Origin of the sequence: Methyloversatilis sp. (assembly GCF_965284615.1) — a bacterium.
GTDB lineage: Bacteria > Pseudomonadota > Gammaproteobacteria > Burkholderiales > Rhodocyclaceae > Methyloversatilis.
Genome location: NZ_OZ260098.1, coordinates 3,916,395 through 3,932,922, shown reverse-complemented (window position 1 = coordinate 3,932,922; position 16,528 = coordinate 3,916,395). Strand labels below are relative to the sequence as shown.

At 66.7% G+C, this 16,528-nt stretch carries 13 protein-coding genes; 4 read left to right on the top strand and 9 right to left on the bottom strand.

Translation table 11 applies throughout. From position 1 onward, the window contains the following. Positions 1–3 precede the first annotated feature (3 nt). From ACQ66H_RS18745 to ACQ66H_RS18725, 5 genes are all read right to left on the bottom strand, one after another. Complete coding sequence (locus ACQ66H_RS18745) at positions 4–1,539, bottom strand: ShlB/FhaC/HecB family hemolysin secretion/activation protein (RefSeq protein ID WP_430435274.1); 1,536 nt, start codon at positions 1,537–1,539, stop codon at positions 4–6. Between the two features lie 106 nt (positions 1,540–1,645). Continuing rightward, the gene (locus ACQ66H_RS18740) at positions 1,646–2,668 is read right to left on the bottom strand and encodes a trypsin-like peptidase domain-containing protein (RefSeq protein WP_430435273.1); all 1,023 of its coding nucleotides are present in this window, start codon (positions 2,666–2,668) and stop codon (positions 1,646–1,648) included. A gap of 64 nt (positions 2,669–2,732) precedes the next feature. Further along, a complete protein-coding gene (locus tag ACQ66H_RS18735; protein WP_019916599.1) occupies positions 2,733–3,290 on the bottom strand; it encodes a flavin reductase family protein in 558 nt (185 codons plus the stop codon). Between the two features lie 37 nt (positions 3,291–3,327). Beyond that, complete coding sequence (locus tag ACQ66H_RS18730) at positions 3,328–3,909, bottom strand: PEP-CTERM sorting domain-containing protein (protein ID WP_019916600.1); 582 nt, start codon at positions 3,907–3,909, stop codon at positions 3,328–3,330. A gap of 223 nt (positions 3,910–4,132) precedes the next feature. Next, on the bottom strand, positions 4,133–5,908 hold the full coding sequence (locus ACQ66H_RS18725; protein ID WP_430435272.1) for a glutamine--tRNA ligase/YqeY domain fusion protein: 1,776 nt from the start codon (positions 5,906–5,908) through the stop codon (positions 4,133–4,135). Between the two features lie 469 nt (positions 5,909–6,377). Here ACQ66H_RS18725 and leuA point away from each other — a divergent pair, with 469 nt between their 5' ends. After that, positions 6,378–8,084, top strand: a complete 1,707-nt coding sequence (leuA, locus tag ACQ66H_RS18720) for a 2-isopropylmalate synthase (protein ID WP_430435271.1) — start codon at positions 6,378–6,380, stop codon at positions 8,082–8,084. A gap of 9 nt (positions 8,085–8,093) precedes the next feature. On the opposite strand, the gene ACQ66H_RS18715 is transcribed toward leuA, so the two are convergent. Further along, positions 8,094–8,507, bottom strand: a complete 414-nt coding sequence (locus tag ACQ66H_RS18715; RefSeq protein ID WP_430435270.1) for a SoxR reducing system RseC family protein — start codon at positions 8,505–8,507, stop codon at positions 8,094–8,096. 480 nt (positions 8,508–8,987) lie between these two features. On the opposite strand from ACQ66H_RS18715, the gene nifA reads away from it, so the two are divergent. Further along, on the top strand, positions 8,988–10,628 hold the full coding sequence (gene nifA / locus ACQ66H_RS18710; protein WP_430435269.1) for a nif-specific transcriptional activator NifA: 1,641 nt from the start codon (positions 8,988–8,990) through the stop codon (positions 10,626–10,628). A 32-nt stretch (positions 10,629–10,660) separates the two neighbouring features. Here nifA and ACQ66H_RS18705 read toward each other — a convergent pair whose 3' ends face one another. From ACQ66H_RS18705 to ACQ66H_RS18695, 3 genes are read right to left on the bottom strand one after another with little or no spacing between them, the layout of a single operon-like run. Continuing rightward, positions 10,661–10,903, bottom strand: a complete 243-nt coding sequence (locus ACQ66H_RS18705) for a hypothetical protein (protein ID WP_430435268.1) — start codon at positions 10,901–10,903, stop codon at positions 10,661–10,663. 10 nt (positions 10,904–10,913) lie between these two features. Continuing rightward, positions 10,914–11,348: an Ohr family peroxiredoxin gene (locus ACQ66H_RS18700; protein ID WP_304000514.1), complete on the bottom strand. Its 435-nt coding sequence runs from the start codon at positions 11,346–11,348 to the stop codon at positions 10,914–10,916. A 31-nt stretch (positions 11,349–11,379) separates the two neighbouring features. Next, entirely contained in the window at positions 11,380–12,891 is a 1,512-nt protein-coding gene (locus ACQ66H_RS18695; protein WP_430435267.1) for a protein adenylyltransferase SelO, read from the bottom strand. A gap of 292 nt (positions 12,892–13,183) precedes the next feature. Between ACQ66H_RS18695 and ACQ66H_RS18690 the strand changes: the two genes are divergently transcribed. Together ACQ66H_RS18690 and nifB are read left to right on the top strand one after the other, a co-directional pair. Then, complete coding sequence (locus ACQ66H_RS18690) at positions 13,184–14,746, top strand: flavin monoamine oxidase family protein (protein WP_430435265.1); 1,563 nt, start codon at positions 13,184–13,186, stop codon at positions 14,744–14,746. A gap of 166 nt (positions 14,747–14,912) precedes the next feature. After that, positions 14,913–16,487: a nitrogenase cofactor biosynthesis protein NifB gene (gene nifB, locus ACQ66H_RS18685; protein WP_430435264.1), complete on the top strand. Its 1,575-nt coding sequence runs from the start codon at positions 14,913–14,915 to the stop codon at positions 16,485–16,487. The last annotated feature ends 41 nt before the right edge of the window (positions 16,488–16,528 follow it).

The following is a 16,528-nucleotide window of genomic DNA, read 5'->3' as shown; positions in this document are numbered from 1 at the left end:
CGGTCAGAAGTTCAGGCTGAACGTTGCGTGCACGCGGTGACTTCCGGAGTCGTATCTTCCTGCTCCGTCAATAAGTTGAGCGTAGTCGATCCGCCCAGATAGCCACGTGGAAAAGTTAACGCGCAGACCCACGCCTGCCGAAAAAACTGCCTGACTGGCCTCTTCGCCGGCCAGCGGGCGTACGCGATAGAGGTGGGCGGTGTCGGCGAACAGCACGCCGCGCATCACCCAGGTGTCGTGCACCCAGGCCGGTGTATCGAGATCCGCACTGACACGCCAGCCGCGGTCGTCGGCGAGCACGCGCTCGCGCAGGCCGCGCACCGAATCGGCGCCGCCGATACCGAATTGTTCGCCCGAAACCAGTTCGTCGTTGGTGTACTGCGCCTGTGCCTGCAGGCGCACGCGCCAGTCCCTGGACAGCAACTGCAGCCATGAGGCACCCGCCCGGATCACCGCGAAGCGCGCGTTGGCGCCGCCGCGTGAGGCGGCGAAATCGCTGTCGCGGCCGTGTTCGCCACCGGGCAGGTTGCGTGCATAGCTGACGTTCAGACCCGCTTCGCGCAGGTCGTTGCGCCAGTTGCCGCTCCACGACAGGCTGACCGGATGGGTGATCACTCGCGGGACCAGACTGCCCGGCACGTTCTCCAGGACAAAACTGCTGTCGAAATCGCGCCAGTCGGCTGCGAGGCTGACGCGCTGCGTCAGTTCGCCATCGCGTGGCAGGTGCCAGTTGTAGCGGGCGGAAAAGATGCGGCCAGCGCCGGACACGCTCGCCGTTGAGTTCAGCACCTGTACCTGGCCCGAATTCACGCTCGAGTAACCGGCGACAAGGTCGATCGAATTGCCACTGCTATACAGCGGAATGCGATAGCCGAGGCCGAAGATGGTCACTTCGGACGGCTTCTCTATCGAAGTCGTGTACTGGAAAGTCGCGACGTGGTCGCGGTTGAACAGGTTGGCGTGCTGCAGCCCGATCGCGACGCGGTGGGTGCCGGTCGATGGCGTGCCGCTGTTGTCGACCGTGACGAAGCGGCGCAGCGGTTTGTCGTCCGCCACCGAAATCGTCGCCGCGATCTCGCCCGGCTTGCGGCCGGACTTGAAGGTCACATCGGTCTGCTTTGACGAATTCTCGTTGGCCAGCGACAGCTGGCGCGCCACGTCGGTCGTGTTCGGCATGCGACCGTCTGCCAGAGCGGGCAGGCTGGCGCGGATGTTTTCTTCGTCGTGGTGTTTGGCGCCCTGCAGCGTGATTTCGGTCAGCTTCGGCTCCAGCACCTCCAGCACGACGGTGCCGCCACTCAGTTCCTGTTCCGGAATGCTGACCTGGGCGGCGCCGAAGCCGCGCTGGTGGTAGGCGGCCTGCAGTGCGGCGCGCGCCGCTTCCAGCTGCCCGAAACCCACTTCGGCGCCGGTGTAGGGCGACAGCATGGCGTCGATTTCCCCCGGCCGGAAAACCGTTCCGCCGGCCAGCGAGTAGGCGCGCACCTCGAAGCGAGGGCCGTCGGCACTCTCCTCCGCGCGCGCGTCGGCGAACGACAACTGGACTGCACAGATGCAGAGCAGCAGGGAAAGTCTGGGCGACACCGATGACCCCGTCGATCTTCAAGTTCTTGTATCCGACGGAGTTTAGTGCGTTTGTATGTCTTTAGCAGTAGGCCGAACAGTCTAAGGCCTGATCCAGTTTGCCCAGCAGCTCGGCGTCCGCGAGGGCCAGCCGGTCCCGCGCTTCGCGGGCGGCCTCGGTCGAGCCGCTGCGCGCCAGCGCCAGTGCCTGATGGAAGAGTACGTCCGGGTGGTCCGGCGACAGCATGCGGGCGCGCTGCAGCGCCTCGTTTGCCTCGACTGGCCGCTGGTCGCGCAGCAGCGCGACGCCGGCCTGATGCCAGGCATCGGCGTTGTCCGGTTCTGCGCGCGTCCATTCCAGCGCCAGATCGGCGGCGGACTGCCAGCGCGACAGCGCACCGAGGCGCGCCACCCGCAGGAACCAGGGCTGTTCCGCGTCCGGCTTTTCCCACAGCGCCAGACCCGAGATCGGCGCGATGTCGGATTCGGGTTGCTTGCGCAGCCGGTGGATCAGGTCGGCCGGCATCGCGAAGTAGCCACCCGAGTGGCCGGAGGCGAGGAAGGTGGTGATGCCGATCAGGCGACCGTCAGCGTCGAACAGCCCGCCGCCACTGCCACCGAGCGCGAAACCGCTGGACGTTTCGAACACCGCACTGCCGTCGTGCGGATGCAGCGTCGCGACCCGCCCCGGCGCAAAGAAGGCTTCTATCCCTCCCGAGTAGCCGTAGTAGAAGGACTTTTCACCCGGCTGCACCGACGCCGCGTCGCGCAGCGCGACGGTGCGCAGTGGCATTGGCCCGGTACGCAGCAGACAGAGGTCGTTGGCCATATCCACTTTCTGGCCGAACACCGGAAATACCAGCGCGCCCTTGGCAACCTCGATGCGCACGCCCTGACGCGTGACGTGACAGTTGGTGATCACCTCGTTCTCTGCGACCACCACCCCCGAACCGAAGAAACCCTTGCCTGCCTCATTGGCAACGCGCACCTGCACCACGCTGATCGACAGGCCGGTATAGAAGGCGGATCCGAATTCGCTGGCCGAACCGCCGGCGTGGGCGTTCAGGGCCAGCAGACAGCAGGAGGAGGCGAGCAGGCGGCGCATGGCGGGCTCCATCGACGGGGTTGTGTGAACAGCCGTCTTGGGAGCGCGCTACAGGCGCGAAAGTTCAGCTGCCGCCGACCGCCCCACCGGTCGTGAAGAAGGCGCCGCCAGCGACGTGATGCAGCGTGCGCAGCGCGTCGTCGTCGAAATGCCAGCGCCCGTTGCGGAACACCCGACCGTCCGCGCGCGCCGCCACCACCTCGCCGATGAACAGATCGTAGCGGTCCTGGTTGTGGGCTTCCGGCACGACCTTGCATTCGAGCCAGGCGACGCAGCCGGCGACCAGCGGCGCGGCGATCTGTGTCGCCGCGAAAGTGACGAGGCCCAGAGCCGCGAACTTGTCTGTGTCGCGGCCGCTGTCGCTGCCAGCTGCGACGGTGGCGTCGAGCAGCGCGCGAGGCGGAACGTTGATCGCGAATTCTCCCGAGGCGCTGATCAGTTCGCGCGTGAAGGTCGATTTGTCGATCACGACGACGATCTTGGGTGGGTCGAAATCGAGCGGCATGCACCAGGCCGCCGCCATCACGTTGCGGCGCGCGCCGGCTGCGCTGCTCACCAGCACGGTAGGACCGTGGTTGAGCAGCCGGTAAGCCTGCGGGAGGGGGACGTCCTGGATCGACATTTAACAAGGGAGCGCTGCGGCGCGCTCCCCGGAAGGATCAGGCGCGGCGGCGGGCCGCTGCAAGCAGCGCGAGCAAGCCGAGACCACCCACCATCGAAGCCCAGGTCGAGGGTTCGGGTACGGCCGCAGCGAAAGTGCGGAAGGTGTAGTCAAAGTTGGGGAAGCCTGCATAGCCCGAGGTCGCGAATGTCTGTCCTTTCGGGTAGGGGTTCAGCGTGCTGCCCGCCAGACCCAATGCGGACGGGCCGGAGAAGACCAGGAAGTAGGTGTCCCCCGGCGTAACTGTTACGGGCGTCCAGAACACGTCCACCCAGCCCGGACCAAGACCGAGTGCCGAGCCGCCGGCCAGCAGGCTGCCGCCCTGGTTCGGCAGCTTGCTCCACAGTTCGATGGTCACGTTCGCCGACTCCTCCGGGCTGGCGAGGAGGAGGTAGATCCCGGCGCCGGACACGTTGTCTGCCATCTGCTTGAAGGACTGCGCCAGTCCGCTCTGGCCGAAGGTTGCTATCAGGTTGTTGCGCTCTGACGACTCCTGGTCGGTCACGTTGGGGATCACGGCGAGCGCCGGCAGGGCGGTGGCAAACAGCGTTGCGGCGAAGAGGCTGCGTATCGATTTCATCGGGACACTCCCTGCACGAAGGTTGTCGTCACCCGTCGCAAGCCGGACCGGCCGACGGATTCATAAATGTCAAAAACTGTTAGCAAGCCGTGTGCCTGCATCGCTGCATCGGCATGCATCGGGGCGCAGCCTGCCTTGCAGCCGATCCGGTCCTTGGGCGGGTCGAGCCGGATGTAAAAAAAACCGACGCTGCGCCGGGTGCCGCCGCCGGGTTGCCCCGACCTCAACGACTCCAGCTGTCTTTCAATGTGACGGCCCGGTTGAACACCGGGCGGCCTTCGACCGAATCGACGCGGTCGGCGACGAAGTAGCCGTGACGTTCGAACTGGAACTTGTCGTCGGCCGCGGCGGTGGCCAGGCCGGGTTCGACGAAGGCCTGTACCGATTTCACCGAATCCGGATTCATCACGGTGAGGAAGTCGCGGCCGCCGGCGTCCGGGTGCGCCTCGGTGAACAGCCGGTCGTACAGCCGCACTTCGGTCGCCAGTCCCTCGGCCACGCTGACCCAGGTGATGACGCCCTTCACCTTGACGCTGTCGGCGCCCGGCGTGCCGCTCTTGGTGTCCGGAACCAGCGTGGCCAGTACCGCGGTGATTCGGCCGTCGGCGTCCTTCTCGCAGCCGGTGCATTCGATCACGTAGCCGTACTTGAGCCGCGCCTTGTTGCCCGGGAACAGGCGGTGGTAGCCCTTGGGCGCTTCTTCCATGAAGTCTTCGCGCTCTATCCACACTTCGCGTGTGAGGTTGAAGCTGCGTGTGCCGCGTTCCGGGTGGTGCGGATGCACCGGCGCGGAGCAGGGCTCGGCCTCCTTGCCGGCGAACAGTGCATCCCAGTTGGTGAGCTTGAGCTTGAGCGGATCGAGCACCGCCATCGCACGGGCGGCGCGGCCGTCGAGGTCGTCGCGCAGCGCACCCTCCAGCGTCGAATAGTCGATCCACGAATCGGCTTTGGACACGCCGATGCGCTCGGCGAACAGCTGCAGCGCCTCCGCCGTGTAGCCGCGGCGGCGCAGGCCGACGATGGTGGGCATGCGCGGGTCGTCCCAGCCGCTGACGTGTTTCTCCGTCACCAGCTGCATCAGCTTGCGCTTGCTGGTGACGACATAGGTCAGGTTGAGCCGTGCGAACTCGTACTGCTTGGGCAGCGGATGAGCCAGCAGGCCGCCTTCGGCCAGACGTTCCAGCACCCAGTCATAGAACGGCCGCTGATCCTCGAATTCCAGCGTGCAGATCGAATGGGTGATGCCTTCGACCGCGTCTTCCAGCGGGTGGGCGTAGGTGTACATCGGGTAGATGCACCATGTGTCGCCGGTGTTGTGGTGATGCGCGTGCTTGATCCGGTAGATGGCCGGGTCGCGCATGTTGATATTGGGGCTGGCCATGTCGATCTTCGCGCGCAACACCATGGCCCCGTCAGCGTGCTTGCCGTCGCGCATTTCGCGGAACAGCGCCAGCGATTCGTCGGCCGGACGATTGCGCCACGGTGAATCCTTGCCCGGCTCGGTCAGCGTGCCACGGTTGGCGCGCATCTCGTCCGGCGTCTGCTGGTCGATGTAGGCGTGGCCGGCGGTGATCAGGTATTCCGCCGCGCGGTACATGAAGTCGAAATAGTCGCTGGCGAAGTAGAGCTGCGACGCACCGAAGGCGTCCCAGCCGAAGCCCAGCCACTGCACCGCGTCCTTGATCGATTCGACGTATTCGACGCTTTCCTTCTCCGGATTGGTGTCGTCGAAGCGCATGTGGCAGACGCCACCGTAATCGCGCGCCAGGCCGAAGTTCAGGCAGATCGACTTGGCGTGACCGACGTGCAGATAGCCGTTCGGCTCCGGCGGGAAGCGGGTGCGGATCTTCGCCGGGTCGGGCTCGCCGGCGGCGTGATGCGCGGCGTCGCCCGGGCTGCGCGCCCAGCGGCGGCTGGCGTAGGTGCCGTTGGCCAGATCCTTCTCGATGACGGCGCGCAGGAAATTCGAAGCCGGGGCGGGTGCGTTGCGTTCGGACATGGTGGGCAGCAGAGAAACCTGAGGATGAGTGTCGTTGCCAGGGCATGGGCGGCAGCCGGCAGGATGTCCGCTTCATGCTTGGGCCAGACCACGGTCTGGCGAAAGAACACAATTCTAGCCGCTTGCCGGCGAAATTCAGGGTTCACAGCTTTTCACGGCTTGCCTATGGTCGAGCCCATGCTCTCGCACCAGACCCAACTGCTGTTCCTCTCCTCGACGCTGCTCGCGTCGGGTCTGCTGCTGCGCCCCGCGCGCACATAAAACTCCCCCCTCCTGTCGTGCAGTGCCTGCCTCCGGTCGATGGACCGGGAGGTGAATTCCGTTTTGCCGGAGCGTTCCCATCATGTTCGAGCTTTATCAGATCTTCCCGATGCTGCGACTGCGCAGCGGTTGTCAGGCCAGGAACCCCGTGGCCGCCTGACAGCCCTGCATTCCGGCCACCCATCCTTCCCATTTGCCGGAGCACATCATGTTGAAGCAGCCGAATACGAAATACCGTCCCGTTACCCCGATCGCGCTCGCCGATCGGCAGTGGCCGTCGAAAACCCTCACCCGCGCACCGATCTGGATGTCCACCGACCTGCGCGATGGCAACCAGGCCCTGTTCGAGCCGATGAACGGCGAACGCAAGATGCGCATGTTCAAGATGCTGGTCGAGATCGGCTTCAAGCAGATCGAGGTCGCCTTTCCGTCGGCGTCCGACACCGATTTCAGCTTCGTGCGTACGCTGATCGAAGGCGGCCACATCCCGGACGACGTGACCATCGAAGTGCTGACGCAGGCGCGACCGCACCTGATCGAACGCACCATCGAATCGCTGCGCGGCGCGAAGCGCGCCATCGTGCATGTTTACAACGCGACCTCGTCCACCTTCCGCCGTGTCGTGTTCGACATGAGCCGCGACGAGGTGAAGCAGCTTGCGGTCAACAGCACCCTGCTCATCAAGCGCCTGACCGACGCGCAGCCGGATACCGAGTGGACCTTCCAGTACAGCCCGGAAACCTTCACCGCGACCGAACTCGATTTCGCGAAAGAGGTGTGCGACGCGGTGGTCGAGGCCTGGGGCGGTACGCCCGAGCGGCCGGTCATCATCAACTTGCCGGCGACGGTGGAGATCGCCACGCCCAACCACTACGCCGACCAGATCGAGTGGATGCACCGCAATCTGGCCAACCGCGCATCGGTCATCCTCAGCGTGCATCCGCACAATGACCGCGGCACCGCGGTCGCTGCCGCTGAGCTGGCGGTGATGGCCGGCGCCGACCGTATCGAAGGCTGCCTGTTCGGCCACGGCGAGCGCACTGGCAATGTGGACCTCGTAACGCTGGCGCTCAATCTGTACACCCAGGGTGTGGATCCGGGCCTCGATTTTTCGCGCATCAACGACATCGCGCGCACGGTCGAACAATGTACGCAGATTCCGGTGCACGCCCGTCATCCGTACGCCGGCGACCTGGTGTTCACCGCGTTTTCGGGCTCGCATCAGGACGCGATCCGCAAGGGCCTTGCCGCACAGCGGCCGGACGCGATCTGGGAAGTGCCCTATCTGCCGGTCAACCCGGCCGACGTCGGCCGCACCTATGACTCGATCATTCGCGTGAACAGCCAGTCGGGCAAGGGCGGCGTGGCCTTCCTGCTCGAAAGCGAATACGGCGTCACGCTGCCGCGCCGGCTCCAGGTCGAATTCAGCACCGCCGTGCAGCAGCTCACCGACGCCAGCGGGCAGGAAGTGCGCGCCGCCGACATCTGGAAGCTGTTCGCGCAGCAGTACTTCGAGCCAGCGCTTCCGTTCGAGTATGTCACCCATCATCTGAGCGAGATCGGCGACGAGCAGGGCATCGAACTGGTGGTGAAGGCCGAGGGCGTCGAACGCACGCTGGCGGGCCGTGGCAATGGCCCGATCGCTGCCGTGATCGACGCGCTCAAGGTGCCCGCCCGCCTGCACGACTACGAGGAACGCGCGATCGGCCACGGCGCCGACGCGGCGGCGGTGGCCTTCGCCGAATTCGTCATCGACGGGCTGCCCGGCAGCACCTTTGGCGCCGGCATGCACCGGAACATCGTGACTGCGTCGGTGCTGGCCATCCTGAGCGGGCTCAACCGCGCTTGCGCCAAGCTCGATCCGGCGGCGCGCCGCGATTTCCTCGCTTCGACCAGACCGCCAGCACTGGCCTGATCGTCGGCCTCAGTCACGGCTGCCGCAGATTCTGGGCCGCCAGCGCTCCCGCCAGTGTCCGGCGAGCAGGCGGGCGATGATCGCACCGAAGCAGAGCCCGCTGCCGCCGCAGGCGAGCACGGCGACATCCGGCAGGGCGGCCACACTGCCGGCGCCGATGCCGCCGAGCAGGCCGGCCAGCGGCGGCAGATAGGCCAGCATCACGGCGCGCAGCGGCGCATCGTCGTCGATGCCGAGTGCAACAAGGTCGCCGGGCTGCAGTGAAGCGGCCTGCGCAGCGGGCAGTTCGAACTGGTGCAGGGTGTTCGGCGCGCTGCCACAGACAGTTTGCGCGCGGCAGCCGCTGCAGGCCGGCGCGCTGTTGACGCCGACGGTGACGCGGGTGCCGTTGACCTGCACCACCCGGGTATCCCTGACCGTCATGTCTCTTCCCTCCCGCCGGGTATCTCGCAATCCTCGTGCCAGCCGCCGGGTAGCGATCCGCTTGCCGCCGTTCAACGTCGGTCCAGCGCGCTTTCGGTGCGTTTCGTCGCTGCCGGGGCGCGGCTGCCCTCCTGTGCTGTTTGCGACAAGTCCGACAAGCGCTGTCGTGGCACCGTTTTGTGACGCCTTGCACCAAAGCGGACGCACCCGCCGGCCGATCGCCCGACCCGTTTCCAAGTGCCTGCCCGCAAACGGCTTTCCGGCGCGCTGTTACGCGGGCGTCTTACGCTTGACCGCTTTGCGACGCTGGGTACGCACCTTGCTTCATGCTGCGAGGCGTGGAGAAGCGCATGTGGATTTCCGCCGTGGCCGGCTGTACTGCCGACCGTTCCCCGACAATAAGAAAAGACGCAGGGGCCACTGAATGGAAGGGCGTGCCGGCACGACCGGCATCGCCTCGGGAAGCAATCGGGGGCTGTCATGACTGCGAACGGCATCGAGACGAATGCGCGCGCGAATGTTGAACTGGTGACCGTGTATGAGCTGAGCAAGATACTCAGCTCGTCTCTGGACGTAACGAAGACCCTGCGCGAAGCACTGAACGTGCTGTCGCACTACCTCGACTTCAGACGCATGATGATCGCGCTGGTTGAGGACGACGGCGAGGCGCTCAGCCTGGCCGCGGCGGTCGGCCTGTCGGTCAAGGAGTGGTCGAGCGGGCGCTACCGGTCGGGCGAAGGCATCATCGGCCGCGTGTTCGCCTCGGGCTCGCCGGTCGTGGTGCCGGATATCTCGGTAGAACCGCTGTTCCTGAACCGCACCGGCGCGCTCGACGACGCCGGTGACGAAACCATCGCTTTCATCGGCGTGCCGATACGCGCCGGTGCCGACATGCTGGGCGTGCTGTGTGCCGACCGCGTGGTATCGCGCCGCGGCGGCTTCGGCAGTGACGTGCGCGTGCTGTCGATGGCCGCCAACTTGATGGGGCAGTCGGTGGCGCTGCAGCGCGTGGTGACCGACGAGCACGAACGCCTGCTGCATCAGGCCAAGCAGGCGCGGCGCGATGTACCGCGCGGCCGTTTCAAGCTGGACAACGTGGTCGGTGCCTCGCCGCGCATGCAGGAGGTATTCGCCGAGGCGCACCAGGTTGCGCCGTCGCGTTCGACCGTGCTGCTGCGCGGCGAGAGCGGCACCGGCAAGGAAGTGATTGCGCGCGCCATCCACGAACTGTTGACGCGCAAGTCCGGCCCCTTCATCAAGCTCAACTGTGCGGCGCTGTCCGAGTCACTGCTCGAATCGGAACTGTTTGGCCACGAGAAGGGCTCCTTCACCGGCGCCACCGGCGAACGCAAGGGCCGTTTCGAACTGGCCGACGGCGGCACGCTCTTCCTCGACGAGATCGGCGACATCTCGCCGGCCTTCCAGACCAAGCTGCTGCGCGTGCTGCAGGAGCGGGAGTTCGAGCGCGTCGGCGGCAGCAAGCCGATCAAGGTCGATGTGCGACTGATCTGCGCGACCAACCGCAACCTCGAAAAGATGGTGGCGGCGGGCACCTTCCGCGCCGACCTGTACTTCCGCATCAATGTGGTGAGCATTTTCCTGCCGGCGCTGCGCGAGCGGCGGGAAGACATTCCGGCACTGACGCAGCACTTCCTCGAGCGCTTCAACCGCGAGAACGACCGCAACATGAAGCTCACCCAGGGCGGGCAGGCGGTGATGATGCATTGTTACTGGCCGGGCAATGTGCGCGAGCTGGAGAACTGCATCGAGCGCACCGCAACGATGGCGCATCACGACGCGATCGAGGCGTCCGACTTCCCCTGTTCGGCCAATCGTTGCCTGACGCAGGTACTGCACTTCGTGAAAAAGGACGACGCGGTGTCGCCGGTGGTGGAGTCCGCCGCGGCCGAGGCGGAGTCCTGTAGCCCGCCGGGCGAGCCCGTGCCGGTGTCGCGCCCGGCGCCGACCGATGACAAGCCGGACGGCGAACGCGACCGGCTGGTGTGGGCGATGGAACAGTGCGGCTGGGTGCAGGCCAAGGCCGCCCGCCTGCTCAACATCACGCCGCGGCAGATGGGCTATGCGCTGAAGAAGTACGACATCGAGGTGCGGCGCTTCTGACGGCGCTGCGGGGCAAATGCCCCGCAGCCCGATCACCACTCGTTGCGCATGCCCCAGGGGTGGGCGCCGGGCACCAGTTCGGCGGCGATGCCCTTCTTCGCGATGTCCTCCAGCGTCCGGTAGAAGGTCGCCTCGTGCATCAGCGTGCCACTCTTTGAGTAGAGCGCTACGTACTTCGACGGCATGTCAACCTCGACCGTGAAGTTGCCGCCCGCGTCCTGCACGCTGCGCGCATTGCCGTTCCAGTCGATGAAGTATCCGGTTTCCGAGCTCATCGGCTTCTCCTCAGGCCAGCGCCGGATCTTCGAGCACCGCGGCGGCGCTGACGGTCACGTTGTTCTTCGTCGCGTCGGTGTAGGGGCACACCTTGAGCGCGCGCTCCACCAGCGAATCTGCAGTCGGCTGGTCGATGCCATGCAGCACGGCGGTGAAGCGGATGGCCATGCGGTAGGCCTCCTCGAAGTTCTTGAACAGCGACACCTCGGCCTCGACCATGCAGCCCTTCACCGGCAGCCGGTCGGCGCGCACGATGTGGCGCACCGAGTTCTCGAAACAGGCGGCGTAGGCGGCGGCGAACAGCTGCTCCGGATTGACGCCCGGCTTCTTGCCGCCCATTTCTGCCGGCGCGGCGAGGTCCAGTTTCAGCAGGCCGTCTTCGCTCTGCACGCGGCCGTTGCGGCCGCCCTGGCTGAAGACGCGGGTCTTGTAGATGAGGTCCATGACAGCTCCAGGTGAGTGGTGATCGAGGTGTTCAGCTTGAGCAGCTGACGGTCAGTCCGTCCGCCCAGTCGGGCGGCGGCGCGGCGTAGTGCGCGTACTGCGGACGTTCGTCGAAGGGACGGCGCAGGCAGTCGTGCAGCGCCCGCACCTCGCCGAAATCGCCGTCGCGGGCGCGCCGGATCGCCGACTCGGCCATCCAGTTGCGCAGCACGTAGCAGGGGTTGGCCGCGCGCATGGCCAGCTGGCGCTGCGCATCGATGCTGGCTTCGCCGGCCAGCCGGGCGCGCCAGCCGAGCAGCCAGGCGTCGCAGGCTTCGCGGTCGGCGAACAGGTCGCGCAACGGCGCGTCGCGAGCTGCGCGATCCTCGCGCGCGACGCGCCTCGGCAGCTCGCTCAGCGCGCGGAAGAAGCGGGTGTAATCGACGCGCTGCAGCTGCAGCAGTCCCAGCGTCGCGCCGATGAAGTCGTCGTCGCCGGGTTGTGCGACGGCGAAGCCGAGGCGCTGTCGCATCAGCGCAGCGAAGCGGCTGTCGAAAGCCGGCTGGAAGTGCTCGTTGACCAGCGCGCGCGTGAGATCGGGGTGGCCGATCAGCGGGCCGAGTGCATCGGCCAGCGCGTATAGGTTCCACTGCGCGATGCGCGGCTGGGTGCGGAAGGCATAGCGGCCGAAAGTGTCCGAGTGATTGCAGATGCGGCCGGCATCGAAGTCATCCATGAAGGCAAACGGTCCGTAATCCAGCGTCAGCCCAAGCGCCGACATGTTGTCGGTGTTCATCACGCCGTGCATGAAGCCGATCGCCTGCCAGTGCGCCACCAGTTCGCCGGTGCGCTGCGCGACGTCGGCCAGCAGTGCGGCATGGGGACGAGCGCTGTCGCGCAGATGCGGACGGAAGCGGTCGATCACGTAGTCGGCCAGCAAGCGCAAATGTTGAACGTCGTCGGCGGCGTTGAAGTGCTCGAAGGTGCCGAAGCGCACGAAGCTGGGTGCGATGCGCGTGACGACCGCGGCGCTCTCCGTACTTTCACGCTGCACCGGCAGCGGCGAGCCGATCACGCACAGCGCGCGCGTGGTCGGCACACCGAGGGCCGCCATCGCCTCGGAACAGAGGAATTCGCGGATCGACGAACGCAGCACGGCGCGGCCATCGGAAAAGCGTGAGTAGGGCGTCGGCCCGGCGCCTTTCAGCTGCAGTTCAAGCGGGCCGTGCGGCGTATCGACCTCGCCCAGCAGATGCGCCCGGCCGTCGCCCAGCTGGCCTGACCAGCTGCCGAACTGGTGGCCGGAATAGACCGCTGCAAGCGGCTCGGCGCCCGGCGGCAGACGGTTGCCCGCAAACAGCTCGACGAACTCAGCGCGCGCCGTCTCCTGCGGATCGAGCCCGATCAGCGACGCGGCGTCTTCGCTGGCCGCGATCAGATGCGGGGCCGGCAGCGGCGTGGGAGGCAGTCGCGTGTGGAAGGCGGCCGGCAGCCGGGCGTAGCTGTTGCTCAGGCGCAGCGATTCGAGCGGCGACAGCGGTGGCGTGGGCAAAGGTGCATTCATGGTGGCGTTCCGCGGTTGCGCAAGTGCGCAGCAAGAATCGGGCAAGCGTCAGCCAGCGACGCAGTCGGCCGTCGTCGGCCGGCCGCCAGCGGGGCGGGTGCGGATGCGCCAGATGCCTCACAGCATGCCGGTTGACGGCCGACACGCTGTTGCATCTGCGACAAACGCGACGCGGATGTCGTGCCCGCGGAGGCGAGGCCGGGGCGGCGTGGGCGAGATCGCCGGTGGCTCGATGTTTGCTGAACATCGCTACCCATCCGATGAACCGATCTGAAGCTGAAAGGAGCGCCCCATGCTCGACACCCTCATCGTAGGCGCCGGTCTCTGTGGCCTGGAGCTCGCCCGCCGCCTGGAGGCGGCCGGACGCAGCGTGCTGCTGGTCGAGGCCCGGCCGCGCGCCGGCGGTCGTGTGGATACGGTGCCCGCAGCAGCGGGCGCGGCCGCCCTCGATCTCGGCCCCGGCTGGTACTGGCCGCAGTCGCAGCCGCGCATGGTCAGGCTGATCGCGGATCTGGGGCTGGAAACCTTTCCACAGCATGACGAGGGCGTCGTGCTGCATCTGCGACAGCCGGACGCCAATCCGGAAACGCTGGGCAGCGAGGCGATACACAATGGCGCGCGGCGACTGGTCGGCGGCATGGCGGCGCTGACCGGTGCGTTGCTGCGCCGGCTGTCGCACGACCGCCTGCGTACCGGCTGCACGGTCCGCCGGCTGGTCGCGCGCGGCGATCGCGTCGAGGTGCACTGCACCGGAGGCGGCGAGTCCTTCGTCATCGCCGCGCGCAGCGTCGTCCTCGCGCTGCCGCCGCGGCTGGCGGCGGAACAGATCGTGTTCGAGCCGGCGCTCGACGCGTCGCTGGTGCAGGCCATGCAGGACCAGCCGACCTGGATGGCGGCGCAGGCCAAGGCCTTTGTTCGCTCCGACAGCGCGCACTGGCGTCGCGGCGGTTTGTCCGGCAACGCCTTCGTGTCGCATCCGCAGGCCGTGCTCGGCGAGGTGTTCGACGCCTGTGACGCCAGCGGTGAAGCAGCGGCGCTGGGCGGCTTTGTCGCATTGTCGCCGGCGCTGCGTGCAGCCAGCGCTCCGGCGCTCGAACTGATGGTGCGCAGCCAGTTCGCGCAGCTGTTCGGCCCGGCGGTGGAAGAGGGCGAACTGCATCTGCGCGACTGGGCCCGGGAGCCGATGACCTGCAGCGCGCTCGACCTGACCGAGCCCGGAGGGCATCCGGAGGATGACCTGTCGCTGCTGGCCGCGCCGTACTGGTCCGGCCGCCTGCACCTGGCCGGCAGCGAGACGGCCACGCGCGGTGCCGGCTATCTCGAAGGCGCGCTGGACGCCGCGGCGCGCGTCGCCAACCGGCTGATCGCGGTGCCGCTCGCGCTGCCCCCGTCGCCGGCCAACGACAGCAGCGTCGCCGACTTCGTCAACTGGGTGGGCGCGCAGCGCAATCAGGCCGGCGAGCTGTACCGGCAGAGCGTGGTGCGTGCACTGAGCGCACAGCGCAGCATCGACATGACGCACGCTGTGCTGTGTGCGGTGATCGACCACGTCTATGCCGAGGCGCTGCGCCGCATCGATGCGCTGGACTTCGACCTGAGCGGTGTCGCCATCGAGCGTGGCCGCTGCGCGCTGACGCCATCGCTGCTGGCGCCCTTTTCCGGTTTCAGCGACTGGCTGGTCGGCGAGGCGCTGCAGCACAACCGCACGTCCTGTGCACTTTCCAACTTTCCCGACGAACACGCGCCGTCGCCCGACTACGTCGCGCGCATCCGTGTCGATCTTGCGCTCGCCTGGCGCGCCTTCGCCCAGTCGCTGAACCAGATGCTGATCGACCGCATGCCGGTGCGTGGCTGACGCCGCTTTGTGCGCTTTGTCGCAAGCGTAGGTTTCCGACCACCCGACGAATGCTGTCCGGATCGCGCCAAGTCAATGAATCGAATGGCGAAATCACCTTGGCACGGAAATGGCTATCCCTCGTTTGCCAGCCCACATCGCGCGTCAGCAGAACAAGGAGTAGGTCATGGAAAGTGCAGCAGCGAGCTATGTCAGCCTGGCTGACCTGAAGTCCAGCCACAACGTGCTGGCCACCCCGGCGGAAGCGCCGGCTCACGTCGGCTGTGGCACCTCCGGCGGCGAAGGCAAGGCCAGTTGCGGAACGTCCGCCGGGCCGGACGACATGCCGGCCCATGTGTGGGACAAGGTGAAGAACCACCCCTGTTATTCGGAAGAGGCCCACCACCATTACGCGCGCATGCACGTCGCGGTGGCGCCGGCCTGCAACATCCAGTGCAACTACTGCAACCGCAAGTACGACTGCTCGAACGAGTCGCGCCCCGGCGTCGTGTCGCAGAAGCTGACGCCGGAACAGGCGGTCAAAAAAGTGGTGGCGGTCGCCAGCGAAATTCCGCAGATGACGGTGCTCGGTGTGGCCGGTCCCGGCGACTCGCTGGCCAACCCGAAGAAGACCTTCGACACCTTCCGCATGCTCCAGGAGCAGGCTCCCGACATCAAGCTCTGTCTGTCCACCAACGGTCTGGCGCTGCCCGATCTGGTTGACGAGATCTGCAAGTACAACATCGACCACGTGACCATCACGATCAACATGGTCAACCCGGAGATCGGCGCCAAGATCTATCCGTGGATCTTCTGGGACCACAAGCGCATCACCGGCGTTGAGGCCTCGCGCATCCTGCACGAGCAGCAGATGAAGGGGCTGGAAATGCTGACCGCCCGCGGCGTGCTCACCAAGATCAACTCGGTGCTCATCCCTGGCATCAACGACGCGCACATGATCGAGGTGAACAAGGCGGTCAAGGCGCGCGGCGCCTTCCTGCACAACATCATGCCGCTCATTTCCGAAGCCGAGCACGGCACCGTGTTCGGCCTGACCGGCCAGCGTGGTCCGACCGCGCAGGAGCTGAAGGCGGTCCAGGACGCCTGCATGGGGGGCGCCAACCTGATGCGCCACTGCCGCCAGTGCCGCGCCGACGCGGTCGGCCTGCTGGGCGAGGACCGCAGCGAGGAATTCACGCTCGACAAGATCGAAGAGATGGAAGTGGTCTATGACCTCGACCGCCGCCGCACCTACCAGGAGCGCGTCGAGGCCGAGCGTCAGGCGCAGCACGCCGCCAAGGTCGAAGCGCTGGCGGCGACCGAAGGCAACGAGGCGGCGAAGGACATCAAGGTGCTGGTCGCTGTGGCGACCACAGGCGGTGGCCGGGTGAATCAGCACTTCGGTCATGCCGACGAGTTCCAGATCTTCGAAGTGTCGGCGGGCGAAGCGCTGTTCGTCGGTCACCGTCGGGTTGACCTGTATTGCCAGGGCGGCTATGGCGAGGACGAGCAGCTGCCTTCCATCGTCAATGCCATCAACGACTGCCACGCCGTGCTGGTGTCGAAGATCGGCGCCTGCCCGCGCGACGAGCTCAAGGGCGCGGGCATCGAGCCGGTCGATGCCTATGCCGACGAGTTCATCGAGAAGGCCGCGCTGTCGTGGTTCGCCGACTACACCGGCCGGGTCGCGCGCGGCGAGATCGCGCACGCCGAGCGCGGCGACGCATCGATCCGCCAGGGCGCCTTCACCGCCGCCGCCTGACGTTTCCGGATGGACCGCGGCGAGCGCCGCGGTCCGAGCGA

Excerpts from the sequence above, each read along its gene's own strand:
- nifB (WP_430435264.1), top strand. The coding sequence starts at position 14,913 with ATGGAAAGTGCAGCAGCGAGCTATGTCAGCCTGGCTGACCTGAAGTCC.
- ACQ66H_RS18705 (WP_430435268.1), bottom strand. The coding sequence starts at position 10,903 with ATGAGCTCGGAAACCGGATACTTCATCGACTGGAACGGCAATGCGCGC.
- ACQ66H_RS18690 (WP_430435265.1), top strand. The coding sequence starts at position 13,184 with ATGCTCGACACCCTCATCGTAGGCGCCGGTCTCTGTGGCCTGGAGCTC.
- ACQ66H_RS18700 (WP_304000514.1), bottom strand. The coding sequence starts at position 11,348 with ATGGACCTCATCTACAAGACCCGCGTCTTCAGCCAGGGCGGCCGCAAC.
- ACQ66H_RS18735 (WP_019916599.1), bottom strand. The coding sequence starts at position 3,290 with ATGTCGATCCAGGACGTCCCCCTCCCGCAGGCTTACCGGCTGCTCAAC.
- ACQ66H_RS18715 (WP_430435270.1), bottom strand. The coding sequence starts at position 8,507 with ATGACGGTCAGGGATACCCGGGTGGTGCAGGTCAACGGCACCCGCGTC.
- ACQ66H_RS18695 (WP_430435267.1), bottom strand. The coding sequence starts at position 12,891 with ATGAATGCACCTTTGCCCACGCCACCGCTGTCGCCGCTCGAATCGCTG.
- ACQ66H_RS18725 (WP_430435272.1), bottom strand. The coding sequence starts at position 5,908 with ATGTCCGAACGCAACGCACCCGCCCCGGCTTCGAATTTCCTGCGCGCC.
- ACQ66H_RS18730 (WP_019916600.1), bottom strand. The coding sequence starts at position 3,909 with ATGAAATCGATACGCAGCCTCTTCGCCGCAACGCTGTTTGCCACCGCC.
- nifA (WP_430435269.1), top strand. The coding sequence starts at position 8,988 with ATGACTGCGAACGGCATCGAGACGAATGCGCGCGCGAATGTTGAACTG.
- leuA (WP_430435271.1), top strand. The coding sequence starts at position 6,378 with ATGTTGAAGCAGCCGAATACGAAATACCGTCCCGTTACCCCGATCGCG.
- ACQ66H_RS18740 (WP_430435273.1), bottom strand. The coding sequence starts at position 2,668 with ATGCGCCGCCTGCTCGCCTCCTCCTGCTGTCTGCTGGCCCTGAACGCC.